This is a genomic window from Streptomyces sp. NPDC047982 (assembly GCF_043204165.1).
Taxonomy (GTDB): domain Bacteria; phylum Actinomycetota; class Actinomycetes; order Streptomycetales; family Streptomycetaceae; genus Streptomyces.
This window is the reverse complement of the sequence record NZ_JBIDBS010000022.1, coordinates 77,521-101,099: the sequence shown is the minus strand read 5'-3', so window position 1 is coordinate 101,099 and position 23,579 is coordinate 77,521. Positions and strand designations below refer to the sequence as shown.

At 71.0% G+C, this 23,579-nt stretch carries 16 protein-coding genes and 1 pseudogene; 5 read left to right on the top strand and 12 right to left on the bottom strand.

Going from position 1 to position 23,579, the window contains the following annotated elements:
• Nucleotides 1-3,246: 3,246 nt before the first annotated feature.
• Nucleotides 3,247-5,664 carry an excinuclease ABC subunit UvrA gene (locus ACGF2V_RS25065; RefSeq protein ID WP_362709166.1) on the bottom strand — a complete coding sequence of 806 codons (2,418 nt, stop codon included), beginning with the start codon at nt 5,662-5,664 and terminating at the stop codon, nt 3,247-3,249.
• A gap of 1,165 nt (nt 5,665-6,829) precedes the next feature.
• On the opposite strand from ACGF2V_RS25065, the gene ACGF2V_RS25060 reads away from it, so the two are divergent.
• The 3 genes from ACGF2V_RS25060 (at nt 6,830) to ACGF2V_RS25050 (ending at nt 10,039) form a co-directional block, all read left to right on the top strand.
• Complete coding sequence (locus ACGF2V_RS25060; RefSeq protein WP_362709169.1) at nt 6,830-7,891, top strand: bifunctional DNA primase/polymerase; 1,062 nt, start codon at nt 6,830-6,832, stop codon at nt 7,889-7,891.
• A complete protein-coding gene (locus ACGF2V_RS25055) occupies nt 7,888-9,447 on the top strand; it encodes a phage/plasmid primase, P4 family (RefSeq protein WP_362623792.1) in 1,560 nt (519 codons plus the stop codon). The genes ACGF2V_RS25060 and ACGF2V_RS25055 overlap by 4 nt, the downstream gene beginning before the upstream one ends.
• Before the next feature lie 205 nt (nt 9,448-9,652).
• The gene (locus ACGF2V_RS25050; RefSeq protein WP_362623789.1) at nt 9,653-10,039 is read left to right on the top strand and encodes a DUF6009 family protein; all 387 of its coding nucleotides are present in this window, start codon (nt 9,653-9,655) and stop codon (nt 10,037-10,039) included.
• Nucleotides 10,040-10,275: 236 nt separating this feature from the next.
• Here ACGF2V_RS25050 and ACGF2V_RS25045 read toward each other — a convergent pair whose 3' ends face one another.
• Entirely contained in the window at nt 10,276-11,451 is a 1,176-nt protein-coding gene (locus ACGF2V_RS25045) for a macrolide family glycosyltransferase (protein WP_362709172.1), read from the bottom strand.
• Nucleotides 11,452-12,124: 673 nt separating this feature from the next.
• Here ACGF2V_RS25045 and ACGF2V_RS25040 point away from each other — a divergent pair.
• Nucleotides 12,125-12,601: a hypothetical protein gene (locus ACGF2V_RS25040; RefSeq protein ID WP_362709175.1), complete on the top strand. Its 477-nt coding sequence runs from the start codon at nt 12,125-12,127 to the stop codon at nt 12,599-12,601.
• A gap of 190 nt (nt 12,602-12,791) precedes the next feature.
• Here the strand turns inward: ACGF2V_RS25040 and ACGF2V_RS25035 are convergent, their stop codons facing one another.
• On the bottom strand, nt 12,792-13,217 hold the full coding sequence (locus ACGF2V_RS25035) for a Rid family hydrolase (RefSeq protein WP_362623780.1): 426 nt from the start codon (nt 13,215-13,217) through the stop codon (nt 12,792-12,794).
• Nucleotides 13,218-13,556: 339 nt separating this feature from the next.
• On the opposite strand from ACGF2V_RS25035, the gene ACGF2V_RS25030 reads away from it, so the two are divergent.
• Nucleotides 13,557-14,015 (top strand): hypothetical protein, encoded by a 459-nt coding sequence (locus ACGF2V_RS25030; RefSeq protein WP_362623777.1) that lies wholly within the window; start codon nt 13,557-13,559, stop codon nt 14,013-14,015.
• Nucleotides 14,016-14,193: 178 nt separating this feature from the next.
• Here the strand turns inward: ACGF2V_RS25030 and ACGF2V_RS25025 are convergent.
• From ACGF2V_RS25025 to ACGF2V_RS24985, 9 genes and pseudogenes are all read right to left on the bottom strand, one after another.
• Nucleotides 14,194-14,488 (bottom strand): annotated as a pseudogene (locus ACGF2V_RS25025) (restriction endonuclease); the annotation flags it as partial.
• A gap of 70 nt (nt 14,489-14,558) precedes the next feature.
• Nucleotides 14,559-15,278, bottom strand: a complete 720-nt coding sequence (locus tag ACGF2V_RS25020) for an MBL fold metallo-hydrolase (RefSeq protein ID WP_362709178.1) — start codon at nt 15,276-15,278, stop codon at nt 14,559-14,561.
• Between the two features lie 193 nt (nt 15,279-15,471).
• Nucleotides 15,472-16,395: an NAD(P)-dependent oxidoreductase gene (locus tag ACGF2V_RS25015; RefSeq protein ID WP_362709180.1), complete on the bottom strand. Its 924-nt coding sequence runs from the start codon at nt 16,393-16,395 to the stop codon at nt 15,472-15,474.
• On the bottom strand, nt 16,392-17,636 hold the full coding sequence (locus ACGF2V_RS25010; RefSeq protein ID WP_362623768.1) for a cytochrome P450: 1,245 nt from the start codon (nt 17,634-17,636) through the stop codon (nt 16,392-16,394). The genes ACGF2V_RS25015 and ACGF2V_RS25010 overlap by 4 nt, the downstream gene beginning before the upstream one ends.
• Nucleotides 17,633-18,409 (bottom strand): glycosyltransferase family 2 protein, encoded by a 777-nt coding sequence (locus tag ACGF2V_RS25005; protein WP_362623765.1) that lies wholly within the window; start codon nt 18,407-18,409, stop codon nt 17,633-17,635. Before ACGF2V_RS25005 ends, ACGF2V_RS25010 begins: the two co-directional genes overlap by 4 nt.
• A 244-nt stretch (nt 18,410-18,653) precedes the next feature.
• Nucleotides 18,654-20,141 (bottom strand): class I adenylate-forming enzyme family protein, encoded by a 1,488-nt coding sequence (locus ACGF2V_RS25000; protein WP_362709182.1) that lies wholly within the window; start codon nt 20,139-20,141, stop codon nt 18,654-18,656.
• The gene (locus ACGF2V_RS24995; protein WP_362709185.1) at nt 20,141-20,881 is read right to left on the bottom strand and encodes a glycosyltransferase; all 741 of its coding nucleotides are present in this window, start codon (nt 20,879-20,881) and stop codon (nt 20,141-20,143) included. The genes ACGF2V_RS25000 and ACGF2V_RS24995 overlap by 1 nt, the downstream gene beginning before the upstream one ends.
• Entirely contained in the window at nt 20,878-21,903 is a 1,026-nt protein-coding gene (locus ACGF2V_RS24990; RefSeq protein ID WP_362623757.1) for a ketoacyl-ACP synthase III, read from the bottom strand. Before ACGF2V_RS24990 ends, ACGF2V_RS24995 begins: the two co-directional genes overlap by 4 nt.
• Before the next feature lie 368 nt (nt 21,904-22,271).
• Nucleotides 22,272-23,357 (bottom strand): branched-chain amino acid aminotransferase, encoded by a 1,086-nt coding sequence (locus ACGF2V_RS24985; protein ID WP_362709188.1) that lies wholly within the window; start codon nt 23,355-23,357, stop codon nt 22,272-22,274.
• Nucleotides 23,358-23,579: the final 222 nt, after the last annotated feature.

Sequence of the window (23,579 nt, the reverse complement as noted above, 5' to 3'; positions counted from 1 at the left end):
GTCAGCGGCCCTTCGAGAGTTGTCCCCCACATAAGCCGCACCGCTTTTTCGCAGGTTGATCCATCTGCCTCTCAACCCATTCGATGTACCGCGTTCTCACGGATGGAGCGATGTGTGATGACCACTCCTGGTTCAACCACAAGAACAGTCACCTCCAGCCCAGTTGTGGAACAAAGCGCAGCACACGCTATCAGGAAACCCTTGGGTTCCATCGACCAACACACGGGTTGACTCACTAAGCGTCAGGGATTCAGGCGGACCGGAAGGGCAGCAAGGCGACGAGCAGCTTCCCTTGCTTCCTCCTCAGCCACCGTGCCCACGTCTGACCAACCCCTCAGGCACACCACCGTCCGGGGTGGCGCACTCCCCCGCGGGTCCATGCTCCTCCTCCTTGACCGGCCAACTCCCCGGCAACCCCGCCGACACCCATGGTGATCCACCATCCACCGGGCCGACCAGCAACTTTGCGTGCGGAATGGCTCCCCGATTCGCCCCTGCGTCTCCCATCCCACCCAGCACTGTGCCGACTGAGCCACCAACCGTCCGACCTGCTGGGCCACCTCCCCTTCACCTGTCTGTTGGGCTGCCCGATGAACCCACACCTCACTCGGCGTGCCCCCTGACACTCATGCCCACCACCGAGCCCATGGACTTGCTCGGATTCGAGTCGCCACATCGATCCGCCGTCGAACCCTCCCACCAACGCGAATGCCAACCGACTTGCATGCCCTCCTGCTTGTGGGTGGACGCGCCCACTCCGAAGTCTGCTACCCGGCAGGCGGACGCCCCCACAAGCCGACACCTGGACCCATGTGCGACCTGGTGAACCCGTCCACGCCTGAGGAAACCGGCACTCGACCTTGCGGATCGGCACGCGTACTGGCACGAATGCCCGCTGGCGCGGTCGCCAGCACCTACGTACCCGACTCTGCTTTTCGTCAGGCTCACCGGCACGCATACGTCCTCGCATGACACTTCGTGGGTGACCTCACACATGGACGGACCCTGAGGGCTGCTATGCGGCCCGTATGCCTGAGAGCCTGCACATTCATCGATGACGTCGCTCGTAAGCAGGTACGCACTCCCGCCTGCCGCCCGGCTCGCAAACCAGCTCACAAACCAACTCATCACCACACGTTGACCCCGGCCCCGACCTAGGCGCACGGAAACACCTGTATCACCGTGGGAGACAAGGTGCTTCATCACACGAGAAGCCCCATCCACGTCCACACGATTTCCCGAGCAAGCCGAATCGCTGTTGACACAGCTCGTGGTCAAGCGTGCCTCCAGGTGTGTATCCAAGCTTGCACCCATGTTTGCGCCGATGTTTGTTTCTGCAGGTCAGAGCCTGTTTTTGCCTCGAACAAGACGTCGTCATTCTACGCGCTCAGATCGGACCAACGCATCACCTTGAAGGGAAGTTAGAGCGGTCCGTAGTGATGGGTTCGCAGAGTTCGACCGAACCCAAACACCCTTCTTGACCGCTAACACGTCTTCCCACTGTCGTCAGGGAAACGCCCTCGCATGGACGGGGGCACCAAGCGACTCTTCACCAAAAAGATGTCGCCCACAGCCCCGATCATCCCGTTGCCTTCTCGATCACCGTGAGCTGCTTGCATCCTGACCAGAAGACCGGATCTTCTCTCGATCCATGCACGGTCGACGGTCAGCGAAGCAGAGCGATCGCCTCTGCCCGACACATGGACCTTCACGACGCTTCAGTTCCACCGGGCTGTCCTCGTGAGGCGAACGGGATGAAGCACGCACGAGGAACTTCGTGGACGCAGTCCGAGAGCATGATGTTGCGTCACCGGCCACTCCGCGGCCCGGACCAGCCTGCTGTGCTCGAAATGCCCGGGAGAGCGAAGGATCAGTCAAGTCTTCAGGCACCCGGATCGGTGGGGGCATTCCTCTCGTTCCGCCCTGACGTGATCCGCCGGCTTGCGCCCCGCTGACTCGCGTGAAGTGGTCTACTGATGGGCCGAGAGAGACTCGCACAGGCGGAGACACCATCGGATGCAGATCTCTGGCTGTCCGTGCGTGGCACGAACAGGCCGCCCATGACCACCTGAGCTGCCGGACCGCTCACCCCGGAGACCGGTAGCCCCAACCCGCCTCGGCCGGTTTCTCGGCCGACGTCATCCCACAGAACGGGTCGCATCGGACGCGCTGGGGCATCGGTCGCCCCACCACTTCCGCACCGAGCGGAAGCGAGGCGCCTGTGACGCCGTACATGCTCATGCTCTTCTCGTCATGGACAACGCTCCGTGTCTCATGGACGCGACGAACCACGACACGCGCCGACAGTCACTCCTTCCCGCCCTCCGACCGATGCCATCCCCGGGGTCCCCGCCGATGCAATCGATAGTCTCCGCACGAGATTGATTTCATCGGTGTCCTGTGGCGACCACACCGGCAGCGGGCTCCATGCACAGGGGCGCCCGACCGCACCGCATGAGCGCACTGCCTGAGCAACCGCCTCGCCGACGGGCCTCCACCGCAACGAAGCAAGGCGTTGCCGACAGCAGTGCCCGCCCGCCTGCCGGCTGCCGCCCTTTCGAAAGAGCCGCTGAGTCGCGCCAGGCCCTTGCCGACGGGCAGCAGAACCTGCCCACCAAGGAGCCGACTTCTGCTCCGGCGCCGCCGCAACGCCCCGATGACGTACCACCATGTCCTGACCCGGCTCGGTTCCGTCGCCGTCCGTCTTGAGCAGATCGGTCGCATCCGCCGGGCGGATTACTTCTCGGAAAGTACCGCTCCCGCAGCGGGGGAGCGGAGCAGAACAGCGCTTGAGCAACAGGTCCGGCTGTCGGCGCTCGGCGGCGACTCAGGGGGCGAAACGCAATCCGGCCCCGGACCGAAACGTCCTCGCGACGGATGAAGGGCAGCAGGCTCGGTAACGCTGGCACGGCCGCGCGTACGGTTTCCGGGCGGGAAAGACGCAGCTGGGCCGCGCGCGCTCAAGCCCTCCCAGAGAAGTCATTCATCTTTCAACTATCTGAACCGGGGGATCTCCGTCCTCGGGGCGGGTCGGCGGGGGAGAGGGCCCGGGCACACGCGTGACGGCGGTTGCTTCGGGGCCAGGTGCGTCTGGGAGCAGCCGCGCCATCCCGGTTGCTCCTCCAGGGCCGCCCCGTCCCGGCTCGCCGGCCCGTCCTCCCGCCTCAGGGCCCCTTGTCCCGGCGCGCGGGCCCGGGACAAGGGGAATGACGGCGGGGCGGCGTCTGACGGGCGCCAGGCAGCCCCTCAGGCGCCGACGTAGTCCGCGAGGTGCTCGCCGGTGAGGGTGGAGCGGGCGGCGACGAGGTCGGCGGGGGTGCCTTCGAAGACGATCCGGCCACCGTCGTGGCCCGCGCCGGGGCCGAGGTCGATGATCCAGTCGGCGTGGGCCATGACCGCCGGGTGGTGCTCGATGACGACGACCGACTTCCCGGAGTCCACGAGCCGGTCGAGCAGGCCGAGCAACTGCTCCACATCGGCGAGGTGGAGGCCGGTGGTCGGCTCGTCGAGGACGTAGACGCCGCCCTTCTCGGCCATGTGGGTGGCCAGCTTGAGCCGTTGCCGTTCCCCACCGGACAGGGTGGTGAGCGGCTGGCCGAGGCTGAGGTAGCCGAGGCCGACGTCCGCGAGGCGTTCCAGGATCTTGTGCGCGGCCGGGGTGCGCGCCTCGCCCCCACCGAAGAACTCCTCGGCCTCGACCACCGACATGGCGAGCACTTCGCTGATGTCGCGGCCACCGAGGCGGTGGTCCAGTACCGACGCCTCGAACCGCTTGCCCTCGCACTCCTCGCAGGTGGAGGCGACACCCGCCATCATCGCCAGGTCTGTGTAGACGACACCGGCGCCCTTGCAACTGGGGCAGGCCCCTTCTGAGTTGGCGCTGAACAGTGCTGGCTTCACGCCGTTGGCCTTCGCGAACGCCTTGCGGATCGGGTCGAGGAGTCCGGTGTACGTCGCCGGGTTGCTCCGCCTCGAACCGCGGATCGGGTCCTGGCCGACGGACACCACGCCCGCGCCGGCGGGGATCGACCCGTGCAGGAGCGAACTCTTGCCGGAACCGGCGACGCCGGTGACGACGACGAGGACTCCGAGCGGGACGTCGACGTCGACGTCCCGCAGGTTGTGCGCCGTCGCCCCGCGGATCTCCAGGGCGCCGGTGGGCCTGCGCACCGACTTCTTGAGAGTGGCCCGGTCGCCGAGATGGCGTCCGGTGATGGTGTCGGTGGCCCGCAGCCCCTCGACGGTGCCCTCGAAGCAGACGGTTCCGCCCGCCGTACCGGCGCCGGGGCCGAGGTCGACGACGTGGTCGGCGATGGCGATGGTCTGCGGCTTGTGCTCGACGACGAGCACCGTGTTGCCCTTGTCCCGCAGGCGCAGCAGCAGGTCGTTCATCCGGCTGATGTCGTGGGGGTGCAGGCCCGTGGTGGGCTCGTCGAAGACGTACGTGGTGTCGGTGAGCGACGAGCCGAGGTGGCGGACCATCTTGACGCGCTGCGCCTCGCCGCCGGACAGCGTGCCCGAGGACCGGTCGAGCGAGAGGTACCCCAGCCCGATCTCCACGAACGAGTCGAGCGTCCGGCGCAGCGCGGTGAGCAGCGGGGCCACCATCGCGTATCCCGTGCTCGAAGAGCCGGGGGAGGGCTCGTCGAGGGTGCGGATCCATGCGGCCAGGTCGCTGATCTGCATCGCGCAGGCGTCGGCGATGCTGATCCCCTCGATCCTCGACGACCGGGCCGCCTCGCTGAGCCGGGTGCCGTCGCACTCGGGACAGGTGGTGAAGGTGACCGCCCGGTCCACGAACTCCCGGATGTGCGGCTGCATCGCCTCCGGGTCCTTGGCAAGCATCGATTTCTGGACGCGCGGGATCAGACCTTCGTAGGTCATGTTGATGCCCGCGATCTTCATCCGGGTCGGCTCGTGGTGGAGGAAGTCGTGCAGCTCCTGCGCGGTGTACTCGCGGATCGGCTTGTCGGGGTCGAACAGACCCGACTCGGTGTAGAGCCGGTAGTTCCAGCCGCCCGCCTTGTAGCCGGGGATGGTGAGCGCCCCCTCGCCCAGCGACTTGGAGTCGTCGTAGAGCTGGGCGGGGTCGAGGGTGCTGACCGTGCCTCGGCCCTCGCAGCCCGGGCACATGCCGCCGGTGCGCGTGAAGGTGACCTTCTCGGTCTTCTTGTTGCCGCGTTCGACGGTTATCGCACCGCTCGCCCGGACCGAGGGGACGTTGAAGGAGAAGGCGTTGGGAGAGCCGATGTGCGGCTGTCCGAGCCTGCTGAAGAGAATGCGCAGCATCGCGTTGGCGTCGGTGGCCGTGCCGACCGTGGAGCGGGGGTCGGCGCCCATGCGCTGCTGGTCGACGACGATCGCGGTCGTCAGTCCTTCGAGCACGTCGACCTCGGGGCGCGCCGATGTCGGCATGAAGCCCTGTATGAAGGCGCTGTAGGTCTCGTTGATCAGCCGCTGCGACTCGGCGGCGATCGTGTCGAACACCAGTGAGCTCTTGCCCGAGCCGGAGACCCCGGTGAACACCGTCAGGCGGCGCTTCGGGATCTCGATGTCGATGTCCTTGAGATTGTTCTCGCGTGCGCCGTGCACGCGGATCAGGTCATGGCTGTCGGCGATGTGGGGCGCAGGCGACTGCGGGTCCGTCCTCTTGGCCATGGTCATCGTGTCTCCGTCTGTCGGACGGGCCGCGTTCGCGGTCTCCGTCGGTGTCGCCCGGCTCGGCCTGACCGGCGTCGAGAAGTATGTCTGGTCCCCCCTCGGAGGGGTGCCAGGGGCCGCGTACCGCCGCCTGTGCGGCTGCGCGGGCTCGTGCGGCGTGCCCGGCGTGCCCGGGCCGTACGCGACCGCTGGCCGGCCCGGCGCAGCTTGTTGTCGCGGACCAGGTTGCCCGCGGCCCGCTTCACTACGGGCGGCCGAGACGGTTCCCGCAGCGCGCCAGACGAACCTGAAGGGGGCGGCGGCGGGCTGGCGGCGGCGGTCGGGGATCGGACAGCCAGGGGGCCGTCAGGGGCCCCTGACGGCCGGTTCCTGCGGCCGGCGGCGGCGGCCCGGTCCCTGCGGAGGCCGCCCGAGGAGCAGGGACCAGAAGGGAAGGAAGGGCCCAGGGACCGAGTTCAGTGACTGGTCCCTGTTCGGTCCCTGCCCTTCAGTCCCTGATAAAAGCCCAGGTCAGAGCGTTTTCATGCCCCAAAACAGGGACTGAAGGGACTCAAATTCCTAGTTATAAGCTCACTACGTACGCGTGTACGTGCGCCCGCGTGTATCTCATATGACTCAATACGTATCTGGCTCATAATTAGAGATTTGAGTCCCTTCAGTCCCTGTTCGGGGGGTCATCCCCCCTCTGACCTGCGGGTATGTACAGGGACTGAAGTCAGGGACCAACCCCTTCCCTTCGGTCCCTGGTCCCTCGCTTCAGTCCCGGGGCCACCACCCGGTTTTCCAACTCGCCAAGGATCCGAGGTCTGCGGCGCTCCAGCCCCTGGATGCACCCCGACTTCCGGAGCATCCACTCCGCCTGAGAAAACGGTATATAACGTGACTTTGTCGGTCGTTCAGCGGTCTCGAGGAGGGCTTGAAGGGACTCAAGGGACTGAGAATCAGATAACGGCGCGCGGGGGAGATGACAGGACGGGCAAGGGGGACATGCCTACACTCATTCCGAATGACAGTCCCTTCAGTCCCTGTCGGCGGGCCAAGAGGCCATGTGGCCAGCGGTGTCAGAGGCAGGGACTGAAGCCTTTACGACCGGACGGACAAGGACGACTGCGTGCGGCGCCACGGTGAGACGAGCCACGGAGCTCCCCCTGCCCGGCAGGTGTCGTCGATGTCCGTCGCCCGCTGGTGCGCCGGCAACGGCTGGCCCGTCCACCCGCTGGCCCCGGGCCGGAAGACCCCGGCCGGGAACTGCGAGGACTGCAAGGACCGGCACCACGACCCCCGTACCTGCCCCTGCCTCCCCGCAGGGCGCCCCTGCCACGGCTTCCACGCCGGAACCACCGACCCCGGGCGCATCGAGAAGTGGTGGACCGACAGCCCCCGCTCCGGGGTGGGGGTGGCATGCGGCCCCGCCGATCTGATCGTCATCGACATCGACGCCCACTCCGCTCCGGTCCCCGACCGGAGCCGGCTGCTTCCGGGAATCCCGATCCACGAGTCCGTCAACCTCACCGGCCTGGCTTCCGGATTCGACACGATGGCGTTGCTCGCCGCCTTCCGGGGGCATCCCGACCCGGCCGGGGACGAGAGCACCCTGCGCGTACGGACCCCCTCCGGCGGGCTCCACATCTGGTACCGGAACCCCGCCCCGCGGACCCGGTACCGTTCCTCGGCCGGCTCCAGCCCCAAGGTCGCGCTGGCCTGGCAGGTGGACGTACGGGCCGAGGGCGGGTACATCGTCGCTCCGACGACCCGTACCTCCCAGGGCGTCTACGAGGCCCTGGGAACCGCCCGCATGCCCGCCCCCCTGCCTTCCTGGCTCGCGGCCGAACTGGACCGCACCGGCCACATCGTGTCCCCTGAAGCCCCTCAGGCGCCCCGGACGCCGCAGACGCCCCGGCGTGCCCCCACGAGGCGCCTCGTCCCCGCCGCGCGGCGGGCACGCCGCCCGAAGGCCGCGCACAGAATCCTGGCGCCGCTCGTCGACGAGGTCGCCCGGTGCGAGGCGACGAGGGAGGGCGCGGGTTTCACCGAGAAACTCAACAGGGCCGCCTTCACCGCCGGAGGGCTGGCCGCCGCCGGGCACCTCCAGGAGGACGATGTCCGGGAACTGCTCATGGCCGCCGCCCACCGGGCCCGGCCCTGGCAGGGCCCCCGTAACGAGAAGATCATCCACGACGGCCTCGCAGCCGGGGCCGCCCGACCGCTCCACCCCGAAGGACGTTCATGAGCAGTGCCGAGAGCACGCGCTTCGACGCCACTGCCGCCGCTCAGCAGATGCTCGACCTCGAAGCCCGGGAAGAGCCCGCGCCGGCCCCCGTGATGCCCTCGCATCACGCGGCCGCCCTGCCGGCCCAGGCCGTTCCCGGAGCCACCGTGCCCCCGGTGGCCTGGCCGCCACCGGGGCAGTTGCCCGGCACGCTGACCGACCGGGGCAACGCGAAGCTGTTCGCGCGCCTCTACCGCGACCAGTTCCGGCACGTGGAGGGCCTGGGGTGGTACTCCTGGGACGGCCACCGCTGGAAGCGCTCGGGCGGTGAGAAGGCGGCCCTGTGGGCGGCGGGGGAGATGGCCGAGGAGATGCCGGACTCGGACTCCCGGGGGATCTTCAGCGACCGGGAGCTGCGCCTCCACAAGAAGCGCACGCTGTCGACCACCGGCATGAAGGCCCTGCTGACCCAGGCCAAGGCGTCCCCGGACCTCTCCGTCGACCCCGACACCCTCGACGGAGATCCCTACGCCCTGTGCACGCCCGACGGCATCGTCGACCTCAAGACCGGACGCCTCCGCAAGCCCGACCCCACCCGGGACTTCCACTCCCGGGCCACCAGCGTCGGCCCCCGGGACATGCCCACGCCCCGGTGGCACCGGTTCCTGGCGGACACCTTCGGCGACGACGCCGAGGGCCAGGAGATGATCGACTTCCTGCACCTGCTGCTCGGCTACTCCATCACCGGTGACGTCGGCGCGCAGGTCCTTCCCTTCCTTCACGGGCAGGGCAAGAACGGCAAGTCCGTGCTTCTCGACGTGATGATCCAGATCCTGGGCGACTACGCCGACGCCGCCCCGCCCGGCTTCCTCATGGACCGGGGCGCGTTCTCCGAGCACTCCACCGAGCTCACCGAACTCCACGGGCGCCGCCTGATCGTCTGCAGCGAACTCAAGCCGAACGACCGCTTCGACGAGGCCCGTGTACGCCTCCTCACCGGCGGAGACAAGATCAAGGCCCGCCGCATGCGGCAGGACTACTTCTCCTTCACCCCCACCCACCACCTGTGGCTGCTCGGCAACCACAGGCCCGAGGTGTCCACCGGTGGCTTCGCCTTCTGGCGCCGCATCCGCCTGCTGCCCTTCGAACGGATCGTCCCGGACGAACGGAAGATCGACAATCTCGCCGTCGAACTCGTCGTCGACGAGGGGCCCGGCATCCTGCACTGGCTCACCGAAGGCGCCCGCCGTTACCTCGCCACCCGCGACACCCTCGCCGGCCCCGACAGGGTCCGCATCGCCACCACCGCCTATGCCAACACCGAAGACCACATCGGCCGCTTCCTCACCGAGTGCTGCATCCACGACCCCGAACGACCGGAACTCCGCGTCGAACAGGGTCTGCTCTACGCCTCCTACAGCACCTGGTGCACCACGAGCGAAGGCATCCGCCCCGCGACCACCCGTACCTTCGCCACCCGGGTCCGTCAGGAGGTCGGCCTCGCCTCGCCCGCCGACATGATCAAATCCAACGGCCGCAAGTTCTACCCCAACCTCGCCCTGGCAGCCGAACAGTGAACGACACCCGCACCCACCATTCCGCCCGTCTCCCTCGACGCCGCCCCCTGCACCCGTACCGAGACCCCCTCTACGATGGAGACGCGGCCCATCGGGCGTACGTCCCCCGACCGGGGGCGACATTCCGGACACCTCAGCGGAACAGCGGTACACAATTCAGGCACCACCCGGACCGGTGCACGCGGACGAAGGAGAGGTCGTGGCCATGAGCTCGCTACTGACCGACGGCGACCTCACCCACGAAGCCCACGTGGTGTGGCTGGAAGACACCGAGCACCTCGACTACGTCCGCCAGGCCCTGGACAAGACCCCTCGCAGGCGCAGCAGACCCCGCTACGCCCGCGACGGGCGGATGATCGGCTACGTCGAACTCGACGCCACCGCCGAAGCCGACCCGGACAGCGGCCTCTACCGGCGTCGCGTGTTCTTCCTCCTGCCGCACGACCGCGACTCCGACCCCGACGGCGTCTACCGGCAGGGCGCACCGGGCGAAGCCGTCGACCCGAGGACCATCCAGCCCAACAAGGCCGGTGAGAAGACACCGCGTTCCCAGCGGGGCACCGCGAGAGCGGCGGCGACGCCCCAGCCGTAGCCGACGGAAGCAGGCAGGGCTGCCCGAGCCTGTCGACCCGACGGAGCGGGCGGGCGCCTTCCCGGGCCCGCGGACGGCGCGGCAACTGCCCTGCCCGGCACGGCAGGCGCCCGCCACATCCGCGGAAGCCGGGCACCGGCCGGCCTCCGCCCGAACGCAGGCCGGACCGGGGGTGGGGAAGCGGGGGTTCCGCTCCACCACCCCCGGCCCGGCCTGCGTTCAACGGCGGGTGGGGATCAGCTCAGCATGCCCTCGATGAGGTCGGCGGCCCGCGTGGTGCCGCCCTCGGCTCGGGCGTCGGCACGCAGCTGTGCCGAGCGGCGGGCGACCTCGGTGTCGGCGACGAGCTCGTTCAGGGCGTTGCGCAGGGTCTCGGCGGTGGCGTCCGGAGTGTCGACGCGGCGGGCCACACCCAGCTCCACGAGACGGTCGGCGTTGGTGAACTGGTCGGCGGCCTGGGGGACGGCGATCATCGGAACACCGGCCATCAGCCCTTCGCCGCAGCCGCCCATACCGGCGTGGGTGACGAAGGCGTCCGCCTGCTCCAGGATCGCCCGCTGCGGGACCCAGGAGTGCACCTCGACGTTGGGCGGGATGGCGCCGAGTTCCCGCGGGTCGGTGTACTTCCCGATCTGGAGGACGACATGCCAGCCGGGCCGGCTGCCGAAGGCCGCCAGGCACTGGCGGTAGAACTCCGGCCGACGGGTGTACGCCGATCCCAGGGAGACCAGCAGCACGTTCTCCGCACCGGCCGGGCGGTTCCAGCTTCCCTCGCTCTCACGCGGGTCGAAGCAGGGCCCGACGAAGGTCACCGTGTCGGTGTCGACCTGGTCGGCGTGCGGCTGCATCGCCCGGGTGATCAGCGCCAGGGCCCGCGCGGGTCGCCCGGAGAAGGCGTCCACGTCGGTGGTGGACGCCCCGCACTCGGCGAGCCACCGTGCGAACTTCGTCCGGTACGCGTCGGCCCCCGGCAACTGCCACAGGTGGGCCGCGACGTCCTGGTCGTAGCCGTCCCAGGCCACGTAGGTCGGGGACAACTGCATGAGGGGCCGGTCCTGCGCCTCGGCGAGGGCGCGCGCGGCGTAGGCGCCGATGTCGTACAGGTAGAGGTCCGCCGGGTCGTGGTCGTAGGCGGCGCGCAACTGGGGGAGTGCCTGAACGGCGTTGTCGAGGAAGAGGCCCATCGCGGCGATGGGGTCGTCGGGCCAGTCGTTGTCGGCGACCGGCAACGTGGAGGTGCAGGCGACGAGTTCGGCACCGGTGGCCGCGATCCGGTCGGCCACCGCCGGGCCGTTGGCGTAGGTCACCCGGTGCCCCCGGGCGACCAGCTCGCGGACGACATCGAGGCTGGGCAGGACGTGGCTGACGGCGGGGATGCCGACCATCGCGATGTGGGCACGGCGACGAGTCATGGAAGATCACTCATTTCAGATCTCTGGCGAAAAAGGGAAGGGCGTCACGAACCCGTGCGCTCAATGCCGCGAGAGGGAAACGCGTCGCAGGAGCGTCACGTGGGTGTGCGATACGAGAGAGGGGTCTGCCCCGTCCGCGTCAGCCGTAGATCTGATACAAGTACATGCTCGACACGCTAGCCGTCGTCGGGCCATCGGTCATCACGATTTCAATGCTCTCCATGACGGCCGCCCCGTTCTGATCGTACGTCAGCTCTTACGGAACCCTCCTCCTGGACGCGGAGCAGCACCTCGGCCCGGAGCCGCAGATCTCCGGCCGCCGCCATGGGGGTCGGGTACCCAGGAGCTCGATGGTGTTGCGGTTCCTCCCTGCCGCCTGCGCCAGGCAGTGCTGTGCCGCGCCGGACCACGGGAACGAAGAGAGTTTCATCTGCCGGTGGGAAAAATACCGTGACGAAAAGTCACCTGCGATTCGCCCGGGCGTACGGTGGACGTCTTCTTGGCCGAAGCGGCGAGGTGGTCGTTCTGCGGCGCGGAATTCCCGTGCTGATATGGATTTCGGGCATCCTGAATTATTGGGGATTTCCGTGAGCCGGTTTCCTTCCGGAGGCATGTGGGAGTTTCATGGCGTGGCCCTGGACAACAGGGCGTCATGATCTGTGAAGGGAAAACGATGAAACTCCCTACCTTCCCGTTCCTTGTCGTCGCGACCGCGGTCCTCGCGGCCGGCGGCACGCTGGCCGGTTCCGCTCAGGCATCCGTTTCCGCGCCGGAGGCGGCTCGTTCCGCCCAGGCCGCCGGCGCGCGCCCCACGGCGGACACGCTGATCTATCCGAGGGTGACGCTGCACAAGAACCAAGCCTGGACCTCGGGCAACGGCCGGGCCATCCTGCGGCTGCAGCAGGACGGGAACCTCGTTCTCTACAAGGACAATCGCCCGGCGTGGCAGGCCCCCGGTGCGTACCCCAATGGTGACCACGCCGTCATGCAGGAGGACGGGAACTTCGTCCTGTACGACCGCGGCGGCCGCCCGCTCTGGGCCTCCGACACCTGGCGCAAGGGTGCGTATCTCGCCGTCCAGGATGACGGCAACGTCGTGGTCTACAGCAACGACGGGCGCCCGGTCTGGGCCACCAACACCGGGGACTGAATTTCCTCGGTGATATCGGTCCGGGAACCCTCCCGGTAGCTCCTGCATCCCCTCAAGGCATCGGGCCTGCTGATACCCCGCCTCTCGGGTCCGATGTCTTTTTGCTGCCGATTCTCTCCCCTGCGCGGTCCGGCCTTCCGGTATGCGGCGACGGTGGGGCGGGCGGGCGGGCGGTCCGGGCCGTGTCCGCTCAGTCGGCGTGCGGCCGGGCGACCGGTCGGACGGCCACCGCGTCGATCTCGAACAGCATTCCCGGCATCGCGAGGGAGGCCACGCCGCTCAACGTCTGGGCCGGCAGCCGGTTCCCGAACCGCGCGTGCAGCGCCTTGCCGAGGATCTCCAGCCGGGCGGGTTCGTGGTCCACGATGTACGAGCCGAGCCGGACGACGTGCTCGAAGCCGAGCCCCACCCCTTCCAGGGCCGACCGCAACCGGTCGAGGGCCAGATCCACCTGGTCCGCGAAGCCGCCCGGTACGGGGGAGCCGGTGGCGTCGGACGCGTACTGGCCGGCGATGAAGACGAGTTCGCCGGGGGCCGAGACGGCGTGGCTGTAGCCGTACGGTGTCGGGTCGTGCAGTGTGGCCGGGTTGGTGATCGCGCGCTGGTCGTGCGTCATGGGCGGTGTTCCTTCCGTGGAGTACGACCGCCGCGTGGGCGGCGGCCGGCGGATGGCGAGCGGCCGGAACCGTGCGGGAGAGAAGGCGCAGTTTTCCTGCCCCTCCCTTCGACAACCCTCAACACCCCACGGTCAGTCGTCCATTCCGTGCCGGGTGGACCACATGCCCGACTTGGTCGGGGCATGTCAAAAATCATGGCGGTGTGCCTTGTTGTCTCAAGGGGGCCGTGCCTCAATGAGGGAGTCATCCCCCTGACGGGTTGTCAGGGGTGTGCGACGTTCCGGCGCGGTCCCGCGAACTCGCGCCATTGATCCCCCCACACGAAGGGCCAAACCAACATGAGGCATGTCATACGGCGGACAGCCGTCTGTTCCGCCCTTGCCGCGGGCACGCTCGCGCTGGCTCCCACGGCCGGTGCGGTCACTCCCTCCACCGCCACGATCTCCTTCGACTGCGGCATCTACGGTTCCGGCGCCGCCACGCTCACCGCCACTCAGAACGGCACGGCCGCGACCATCAGCCTCTCGACCTCCGCCATCACCGCCCCCATCGACGTCGGGGCGAACACGGTGAAATCGACCCTCACGCTCACCAACAAGGGCACGAGCACGGTGACGTTCACCGGCAGCTCCAACCCTGCCATCCCCGCGGGCAGCCCCGTGTCCACGGGCCCGCTGAGCGGGACCGTCGCCTCGGGCGACAGCCTCCAGGCCAAGTCCCTCAAGGTCGTGGTCATGGGCATCACCGCGACCTGCAACGCGACGTCCGCCCAGTCGCCCGGACCGTTCGTGTTCTGACCCTCGTGTTCTGAGCCGCTCCCCGAGCGGCTGAACGGAGCGGCGGGAAGCACCACGTACGTGGGGGGGGGGGGGGGGGGGGGGGGGGGGGGGGGGGGGGGGCGCGCGCCCCCCCCCCCCCCCCCCCCCCCCCCCCCCCCCCCCCCCGGCCGCTCACCCAGGACAGGGCCAGAGGCACTCATGACAGGGCCCGGGGAGAGGGCACCGCCCGCAGCAGTTCCCACAGGGGGGCGGTGTCCGCCGGCCCACGTGGCCAACGTCGCCCGATCCACCAGGCGCAGGCGCTGCGACCTGGCGAAGTCCAAGGCCGGTTTGGAGAAGCGGCCGTTGGTGACCAGGACGATGACATCGCCCCGGTGCGCGCGGCGGTCCGTACCGTTGAGGACCCGCAGATCAGGTGTCCCGACGGCGGCCCCGGCCAGTCCGGCACGGCGGTGCTTGCGCAGGATGACCCAACGTCGCCCGTGCGGATCGCGGATCTCCGGATCGCGGAACCTCTGGGGTCGGCGCCCCGGAGGTCCAGGAATCACCGGTGAATGCGTCTCACACCCAGTCGTTCTCCGGAGTGGCCGCCCGAAGCACCGCGCCGCCGTTCTCCAGCAACGGTAGGCCATGGGGTACGCACACCTTCTCCACGTCCAGCGCGGCCATCCGCCGGAAGGAGGCGATGGCCTGCTGCCGGTCCAGGTTGAACGGACCGAGGATCGCCCGACCGCCCTCGGTGGCGATGGTGTCGCCCGGGAACAGCACGCTGCTTTCCGTGAAATGGAGGGCGATGCTTCCCGAAGTGTGGCCCGGCACGTGCAGCACGCGAACGGGCTCTGCCCAGCCGTCGAGTGCGTCGCCGTCCCGTAGTTCGACGTCGACCGGCACATGCTTCAGAGGCGGCATTTCCGCGTCGGCGAATCCCGCCATGACCTGCTCGTGGAGCGCGTGTTCCGAGGCGGTGCGCACGGCCTCGGGCTCGGGGGCGGTGCCACGGACGAACGGGGCGTCCAGCGCGCCGGCCAGCACCCGGGCACCCGTGGCGGCGACGAGGTCCGCGGCCGAGCCCATGTGGTCCACGTGCGAGTGGGTCAGAACGATCTGCCGGACGTCCTGGGGGCGTCCACCGAGCTGATCGAGGGCGGCGAGCACCGCCGGGGCGGACCCCGGCACGCCGGTATCGATCAGGGCGTATCCGTCCAGCAGACGCACGAAGTGAACATGCCCAACGGGAAGTGGCAATTGCCAGATGGAGGGAGTGATGCGGGTGAGTTCCATGGCGTCACGCTAATCCGTGACGGAGGAACGTTCTGTCGCTGTGCGCTGCGGGTGAATTACGCGCAGCGTGAACGGCTCGGACTTGAAAAACCCTGGAAAAGGGTGACCCATGAATGAACGGCATGGCCCGGCCGTGAGCGGGGCGGACCAGTTCTGGCGGACCATTTTCACACGGTGCGGAAACCGGACGCGATCAACCGGGACCGAGGGCCCGGGCGACGTCCGCCGTGTAGTCGTGCAGAGACCGCACGGGCACCCAGCCCTGCCCCAGGGCCCTGGAGACGTCGAGAACGACAGTGTGCGCGAGCTGATCCACGGCGTACCGGGTGAGCGGCGGCTCGGCCTGCGGCCGCAGCCGGCCCAGTGCCTCGCCCACGACGGCCGCGCCGTGGGCCACCGCGAGCGGCAGGTGATGGAGGCGCGCCGTCACTCCATGGGCGCGCAGCACCGCCTCTACCGCCGTATCGCGCCGGTACGCGACCGGGTCGGCGATGTTGTACGCGCCGGGCGGCCAGCCGGACGCGGCGAGGCAGGCTTCGGCGAGGTTCTCCACTGCCGTCAGGCTCAGAGCCACGTCGCCCCCGGGCAGGAACAGGCGCCCCGCGCGGACCCGGTCGAGGACGCGCGGCACCAGGTGCGGGTCGCCGTGGCCGTAGACGGCCCGCGGACGCAGCACCACCGCGCCCGCGTCGAGCGCGAGGGCCTCGCCCGCCGCCTTCGTGCGCCCGTACGCGTTGAGGTGCCCGCGTACGGGGTGGTCCTCGCGGATCCGGCCGCGCCCGTGGCCCGGCGCGTACACGCTGGCGCTGCTCACCCACACCACCGGATGTCCCGCCGCGGCCTCCAGCAGCCGGGCCGTCCCGTCGACGTTGACGGCCCGCATCGCCGCCTCGGCCGGCGAACCCGGGACGGGATCGCCGACGGCCGCCGCGCAGTGCACCACGACATCGGCGCCCCGCAGATCCGGCGCGTGCGACGCGGCGTCCCAGGGGACATGACGGCCCACCGGCCCCGGGCGGCGCCCCACGCACAGCACGTCGGCACCGCGCGCGGCGGCGGTCATGGCCACATGGGAGCCGCAGAAACCGCTCGCCCCGGTCACGGCGATCGTCGTCATCGGTCCTCCGCGGGGGGCGTCGTGTTCGGGCTGAGAGCCCTGATGGTGAGGGTGCGCCAGCCCGGCAGGGCCGCCCGTCGGTCCACTCGGGCACGTACGACGACCGGACGGCGGGGCGCGAGCGAGGCCAGGACATCGTCGAGCTGGGCCCGTGCCAGCCGGGCACCGGGGCAGGCGTGCGGACCCGCGCCGAAGACGAGCTGGGACACGGCGGGTGCCATCGGCCGTCGGGCGTCCGGCGGGGTGTCGTGGGCACGGGCCGCGTGCCGGGCGACCAGGACCAGCCGGTCCCCGGCCCGTACCGGACAGCCGCCCGCCGTCGCGTCGGCGGCAGCAGCGGCGACGCGCGGCAGCAGCGGCGACGGTGCGGTGACCCGCAGGAGTTCGGTGACCAGCGCGGGCCGCAGCCGGTCGTCGGCCGCCTGGTCCCACAGGCCCGCGTCGGCGCACCAGGCGGCGGCGCGGGGCAGTGCCGCCACGGTGGTGTTGACGGCGGCGACGGCGAGCATGGCCCGCAGCCCCCCGTCCGCGAAGCCGCCGCCACTGGTGGCGAGGAGGGTTTCCAGGCGTGCGGCGGCCTCCGCGGCGGCCCGGGCGCTCCCGGGGCGGCGCGGTCCGGGCAGATGGTCGCGTACGGCGGCGGACGCGGCGTCGCCCGCCGCCGCGGCGAGCACCGACGGATCGGCGCCCGGCCCCGTGCCGAGCAGGGCGCACACGGTCGCCCCGGCGAGCTCCCGGGCGATGGGCACGAGATCGACCGGGCGGCCCGCATCCAGCGGGGCGAGACACCGGTCGAGGACCGCCCGCCACACCGGCCGCAGCCGCTCCACGCCCGCCGCGCCCAGACTGTCCGCGACCGAGCGGCGGGCCTCGCGGTGCCCGTCGCCCTCCTGGTCGAACAGCAGCCCGCCCTCGGGCGGTCGGCGAATCGAGTCGACGGACGGTTTCCCTGCCGTGGCCGTGGACAGTTCGCGCGCCGTGCCGCCGGTGGTGCCGGCGGCCGTGCGGTCCAGCGGAACACGGGTGAGCGTCCGGCGGTACGCGTCCGTCCCGTGCACCAGCACCGTCCCGCCGAGGCGTACGAAGGGCCGTCGGCGCGTCGCGGCCAGCAGGGCGAACAGGACGGGGTGCGCGCGGGTGTAGACGCGGCGGTCACGTCGGCGGGCCCGTGCCGCGGCCACGCCCGGGGCCGGAGGCAGGTTCGGGGCCGGGGTTTTGGGGACGGGTGGTCGAGGGGTCAACGGACGTGCACCTCACGGTCGTCGGCGGGAAGGTGACGGCGGTCCCAGTACCACAGCAGGGTCCGCCGCGCGCCCCAGGCCCGCAGTCGGCGCAGGCTGTTGTGGACCACCAGGTGTTCGGTCCGGACGATCCGGTCGCTGTGCTCCCGGGCTCGGTTGAGCAGTTCGACGTCGTCCGAGGTCTCGCGCAAGGGCAGCCGGGGCGCACCCCCGCAGCGGATGTAGAGATCGGCGGTGAGGGCGAGATTGTGGCCGTGGCACAGCACATAGGGGGTGCGGTAGCGGGGATCGCGGTGTGCCCGGCGGTAGCGGCCGTAGAGGGAGGCCAGCCGGACCGCCGCGGGCAGCAGACGCCGTTCCGCGAACGACGGGGACTCGTCGGGGCGGGGCACGCTGCGCCCGCAGACCATTTCGGCTCCCCGCGCGAACTCGGCCCGCGCGGTCGCGATCCAGTCCGGTGCCGGGAGGCAGTCGGCGTCGGTACGTGCGAGCAGAGCGGCGCCGTGCCGGATGGCGAACCGGAACCCCGTGTCGCTGGCGGGGCCCGGCCCGCGTTCCGCCTCCGCGATGACATGCACCGGGAAAGGTGCGGTCGCGGCGAACCGGCGGACGACGGTCGCGGTGCCGTCGGTGGAGGCGTTGTCGACGACGACCAGGGTGAAGCCGGTGTCGGTCTGCGCGGCGAGGGCGGTGAGGGTGCCGCCGATGGTGCGCTCCTCGTTGTGGGCGGGAACCACGGTCCACAGCGGGGGCCGCGGCTGCTCGGGGTTCATTCGGCGTTCCTTCCGTCGTGGGGCGATGCGGTCGCGGAATGTGGAGGCGTGCAGTGGTGGAAGGTGGAGTCGTGGGGAGCGGTGCGGCCGTGGAGACGTGCGGCTGGGGAGCGGCGCGCGCGGAGTCGTGGGGCGGTGCGGGGGGACGGGCCTTGTGCGGCGAGCGGGGGTGGCATGGCATTCGGGTGCCGGCGAGGCGTGCCCGCTCGGCATGGTGATCAAGGTGCTGATGCGGTGTACCGGCTCACCCGGTACGCCGCCCCGTGCGGGCCAGTCGCCGCGCCGCGAGGCGGGCCGTCGCCGCGCGGTCCGGTTTGCGGGAGCGGCCGGAGAGTGGGATTCCGGCGAAGAGGAGGGCGTCCGGGCGGGCGGTGCCCATGCGGGAGATCGGGGCGGCCAGGGTGGTCCGCAGGCGGACCGTGTCGGCGCCGGGGGCGGGCTGGACGACGGCCACGAGGCGCTCGTCGCCGTCACCGGCCGGAACGCCCACCAGCAGGGCGAGTTCGACACCGGGCACGTGCAGAGCGGGTTCGTACAGACCCGGGTAGATGTTCTCCGCCGTACGGAGCACCATGTCCTTGCAGCGGCCCTCCAGGACGATGCGGCCGCGGTCCAGGCGGGCCCGGTCGCCGGTGGCGACCCATGGGTCCGGGTCCTCGCCGAGATAGCGGTGGCGAACGGCGGGGCCCGAGAGCAGCAGTTCGCCGCCGGGGCCGGACTCGACCCCGACACCGGGCAGCGGCGCGCCGACGAGGTCGCCGTCACCGGTGAACGCGGCCTTCTCGGCCTGCTCGACGGCCGCCGCGGGGAACAGTTCGGTGAGGGCGTAGACGCCCCATGCCTCGTCGGCGCCGCTGTCCTTGACGCGGGTGAGCAGATCGGTGCTCGCGGGCGCGGAACCGGTCCATACGCGCCCGGTGAAGCGCGCACCCTCGGCGAGCGCGGCCCGTAGCTGGGGAGGCGTCAAATAAGTCGCTTGTGCGCCCAGTCGGCCTGTCTGACGGGCGAGGACACGGGGCGAGCGGGCGGGCAGAGCGACGGGCGCGCCGCTCGCCAGCGACGGGACGAGGACGAAGAAGGTGCCGCCGAGCACGGGCCGGCCGGGCTGCGGCCCCACGAGTCCGGTGACCGTGGTCATGCCCGCGGCGATCGAGGAACGGGTGTGGACGACGGCGCGTGGCCGGGAGGTGGTGCCGGAGGTGAAGACGATGACCGCGTCACCGTCCTCGTCGCGCGGTCGGGGCAGCCCGCCCGCCCCGGCGGTCCGGTCCAGCGCGGGCGCGCAGCCGGGCAGCCGGGGGCCGATCGTGGCCACGGGGCCGCCCAGACCGGCGAGGTCGGGCAGGGCGAGCCGGGCGCGCCGGGCGAGCGGCCGGGCCCATCCGGCGACGGCCTGCGCGGTGGCGTCGGCGAGGACGAGGTCCGGGCGGGCGAGGGCCAGTCGGGCCCGGAGCACATCGGGCCCCGCACCGGGATCGAGCACGGCGGCTCGGGCGCCGAGGCGGTGCACGGCCAGGAGTACGGCGAGCGCGCGGGGCCCGGGGCGCACGGCGACTCCGACCGTGCCGCCGCTGCCGATGCCGCGTGCGTGCAGGGCGGCGGCGTACGCGTCGGCGAGGTCGGCGAGTTCACCGCAGGTGGCCTTGGTGCGGACGGCTCCGGTGCGGGTGGTCCCGAGGACGGCGGGCCGATGGCCGCCGCGGCGCAGGGCGTGGGCGAGGGTGTCGAGCATCAGCGCGGGTCCTCCCCGTGACGGCCGGGGCCCCGGTCGAGGTACCAGCGGGCGGTGCCGACGAGGCCGTAGGCGCGCAGACGGCGGGTGGAGTTCTCCACGACCATGTCGCGGGCGTGGACGATGGCCGTGGTGTGGCGCCGGACGCGGTTGAGGAAGAGCCGGTCGGTGGGGGAGGGGCGGCGGGGCATGCCGCCGACGGCCTCGTAGAGCCGGGCGGTGATCGCCATGTTGTTGCCGGCGTGCATCCGGTACGGCGTGAGGTAGCCGTGGCGCCGGTGGTGCGCGGGACGGACGCGGCCGAAGAACGCGGCGAGGGCGACGGCGGCCCGGAACGCGGCACGGCCGGTCGGCCCGTGTTCGTCGCGGCGGGCGTCGATCCGCCCGCAGACCAGCCCGGCGCCGCGCCCGAACGCGTCCCGGGCCGCGGCGGTCCAGCCGCGGTGGGGGAGGCAGTCGGCGTCGGTACGGGCGAGCAGGGCGGCGCCGTGCCGGATGGCGTACCGGAACCCGGTGTCGACGGCGCAGCCGACGCCCTTCTCCCGCTCGTCCAGGACGTGTACGGGGAAGGGGGCGCTCCGGGCGAAGTCGCGAGCGATGTCACCGGTGCCGTCGGTGGACGCGTTGTCGACGACCACCAGGGTGAAGCCGCGGTCGTGCTGCCGGGCGAGCGCGTCGAGCGCGGAGCCGATGCGGGCGGCCTCCTGATGGGCCGGTACCACGACCCAGAGGTCGGTCACGCCTTCTCCCAGACCATGGTGGTGATGCTGACGCCGCCGCCCAGGCCGACGAACAGGACCCGGTCGCCGGGCCGCAGGTCGTCGTGGACGCGGTCGAGCTGGATTCCGAGGGTGGCGGAGGCGATGTTGCCGGTCTCGGGGACGGTGACGACGAGCCGGTCCTCGGGAACGCCGGTGATCTCCCGGAAGCGTTCGAGATAGGGCAGGGTCACCTGGTGGACGAGGATGTACCGGTAGTCGTCCCAGCCGAGACCGGTGCGGTGGCGGACGCGGTCGAGGACGCCGGTGCCGACCTTCTCGAAGACGTCCCGCAGTTCGCCGCCGTCGCCGTGGAAGTAGGTGTGCTCCTCGTCGCGGGGGTGGCGCGAGCCCCCGCCGAAGATGCCGCCGACCGCCCAGTGTTCGGAACGGGTCTCGGTGTCCACGTCGAGGATGCCGCCGGTGGGCACCGGTTCGAGGACGACGGCGGCACCCGCGTCGCCGAAGGTGTAGCCGGCGAAGCCGGCGCGGAACTGGCCGAGGTCGGCGGGGCGGTGGCGTACGGCGCGGCTGGGCGTTTCGCCGGTGACGACGAGGGCCCGGCGGGCGCGCCCCGCGAGAATCAGGGCGCGTGCGGTGTCGATGCCGTTGACGAAGCTGTTGCAGGCGTTGGTCACGTCGAAGGCGTGGGCACGGGAGCCGAGTTCCGCCTGCACGATGTGCGCGGTGGCGGGCTCGACCACATCGCGGCTGGCGGAGGCGAACAGCAGGAGGTCGATGTCGGGCGGTTCGAGTCCGGCGCGGCAGAGCGCGGTCCGGGCGGCGGCCGTGGCGAGGGTCGAGGCGTACTCGTCGTCGGCGGCGACACGACGGGTCACGATGCCGGTGGACCGCTCGAACGTGCGCGGCGGCAGGGGGAGTCCACTGGCCCGCGTCACGCGTCTGAGCAGGTCCTCGGAGGTGATGACCCGCTCGGGCAGGCACGAGCCGACCGCGGTGATGCCCACGCGCCGGGCCGCGGCGGAGGACTGATCTATGTGCATGGGCCGGACCCTACGGGCACACCAGTACGGTTCGCCTGAGCACTCCTACTCAGGAACCCTGGGGAGGCGGACCACCCCGGGGCACGGGATTCCGGCGTAACGGTCACCCCCGACGAGGCGAGGGCCTGGTCCCAGCACGCCGAAGGGGCCTTCGAGTTCAGCGTCTTCGAGGGTGGTCACTTCTCTCTGACGGCACATCAACAGGAGATCGTCCGGCTGATCGCCGACCGGGCCTCCGCGCCGACGGCCGGCGCCACCGGCTGAACGCGGCCGGGGCGGACAACCCCGGCCGCCGTACGCGCGCGTCGACTCGCCTGGCGCGACGTGCGAGCCCGCTGGCGTCCCGGCCGCCGTACGCGCGCGTCGGCTCACAGCACCCGGCGCAGCCAGCCGTGCTTGTCCTCGGCGCGCCCGTACTGGATGTCCAGCACATGCTTGCGCAGGGCCATGGTCTGCCGGCCCGGGGCGCCGTTCCCGACGGTGAACTGGTAGCCGTTGCCCTTGAAGCCGGTGATCGGGGTGATGACCGCCGCCGTGCCCGCGGCGAACACCTCGGTGATGGAGCCGTCGGCGGCACCCGAGCGCAGTTCGTCCAGGCCGATCGACCGCTCCTGCGGGGTCAGGCCGAACTCGGGGGCCAGTGCCAGGACGGTGTCGCGGGTGACGCCCTCCAGGATCGTGCCGAGCGCCGGGGTCACGAGGCGCCCGTCCGAGGTGACCAGGCACAGGTTCATCGTCCCGGACTCCTCCAGGGCGCCGTTGCCCGCGCTGTCCAGGTACATGACCTGGTCGCAGCCGTGCTCCTCGGCCTCGATCTGCGCGGCCAGGCTCGCGGCGTAGTTGCCGCCGCACTTGGCGGCGCCCGTGCCACCGTCCGCCGCCCGGGTGAACCGTTCGCTCACCCACAGGGTGACCCCCGTGACACCGGACGCGAAGTAGGGGCCCGCCGGGCTCGCGATCACCGAGTAGACGACGCGGGCGGCGGGCCGGACACCGAGGAACGCCTCCGAGGCGAACATGAACGGCCGCAGATACAGGCTTTCCTCACCGGACGACGCCGGGACCCACGCCTCGTCCGCGCGGACCAGTTCCTCCACGCTCGTGAGGAAGACCTCCTCCGGGAGTTCCGGCAGCACCAGGCGCTCGGCGGAGCGGGCGAAGCGCCGCGCGTTGGCCTCGGGACGGAACAACCAGACGCTGCCGTCCGCGTGGCGGTACGCCTTCAGCCCCTCGAAGATCTCCTGCGCGTAGTGCAGGACAGCGGCGCTGGGGTGGAGGGAGAACGGCTCCAGCGGGCCCACCTTGTGATCGTGCCAGCCGACTTCCCGCGTCCATACGGCCGACGCCATGTGGTCGGTGAAGTGACGGCCGAACCCCGGGGCGGCGAGAATCCTCTCGCGCTCGGCCGCCGGCGTGGGACGTGTGGTCCGGGACAGGGGAAAGCCGGTACGCATAGCCAATTCCTTACGCCGGAACGGTCCTTCGGCGGCGGCGGATGCCGCCCGCCGGATCGGGCCCCATGGTAGTGGCCGTCACGCCGGGGAGGTCCGGCGCGAAGGCCCGCCGACTCCGTTCACGACGGCGGCCCGGCCGTACCGACGAGCCCGTCGGACCGGCTTTGCCCCGCCCGGACCTCACGGCGCGTTCATCCCCGTCGTGGCCACCGCCGCCATGGC

What these genes read in the sequence shown, in the direction of transcription:
- ACGF2V_RS25065 (WP_362709166.1), bottom strand. Translation starts at nt 5,664, where the DNA reads ATGACCATGGCCAAGAGGACGGACCCGCAGTCGCCTGCGCCCCACATC.
- ACGF2V_RS25060 (WP_362709169.1), top strand. Translation starts at nt 6,830, where the DNA reads ATGTCCGTCGCCCGCTGGTGCGCCGGCAACGGCTGGCCCGTCCACCCG.
- ACGF2V_RS25055 (WP_362623792.1), top strand. Translation starts at nt 7,888, where the DNA reads ATGAGCAGTGCCGAGAGCACGCGCTTCGACGCCACTGCCGCCGCTCAG.
- ACGF2V_RS25050 (WP_362623789.1), top strand. Translation starts at nt 9,653, where the DNA reads ATGAGCTCGCTACTGACCGACGGCGACCTCACCCACGAAGCCCACGTG.
- ACGF2V_RS25045 (WP_362709172.1), bottom strand. Translation starts at nt 11,451, where the DNA reads ATGACTCGTCGCCGTGCCCACATCGCGATGGTCGGCATCCCCGCCGTC.
- ACGF2V_RS25040 (WP_362709175.1), top strand. Translation starts at nt 12,125, where the DNA reads ATGAAACTCCCTACCTTCCCGTTCCTTGTCGTCGCGACCGCGGTCCTC.
- ACGF2V_RS25035 (WP_362623780.1), bottom strand. Translation starts at nt 13,217, where the DNA reads ATGACGCACGACCAGCGCGCGATCACCAACCCGGCCACACTGCACGAC.
- ACGF2V_RS25030 (WP_362623777.1), top strand. Translation starts at nt 13,557, where the DNA reads ATGAGGCATGTCATACGGCGGACAGCCGTCTGTTCCGCCCTTGCCGCG.
- ACGF2V_RS25020 (WP_362709178.1), bottom strand. Translation starts at nt 15,278, where the DNA reads ATGGAACTCACCCGCATCACTCCCTCCATCTGGCAATTGCCACTTCCC.
- ACGF2V_RS25015 (WP_362709180.1), bottom strand. Translation starts at nt 16,395, where the DNA reads ATGACGACGATCGCCGTGACCGGGGCGAGCGGTTTCTGCGGCTCCCAT.
- ACGF2V_RS25005 (WP_362623765.1), bottom strand. Translation starts at nt 18,409, where the DNA reads ATGAACCCCGAGCAGCCGCGGCCCCCGCTGTGGACCGTGGTTCCCGCC.
- ACGF2V_RS25000 (WP_362709182.1), bottom strand. Translation starts at nt 20,141, where the DNA reads ATGCTCGACACCCTCGCCCACGCCCTGCGCCGCGGCGGCCATCGGCCC.
- ACGF2V_RS24990 (WP_362623757.1), bottom strand. Translation starts at nt 21,903, where the DNA reads ATGCACATAGATCAGTCCTCCGCCGCGGCCCGGCGCGTGGGCATCACC.
- ACGF2V_RS24985 (WP_362709188.1), bottom strand. Translation starts at nt 23,357, where the DNA reads ATGCGTACCGGCTTTCCCCTGTCCCGGACCACACGTCCCACGCCGGCG.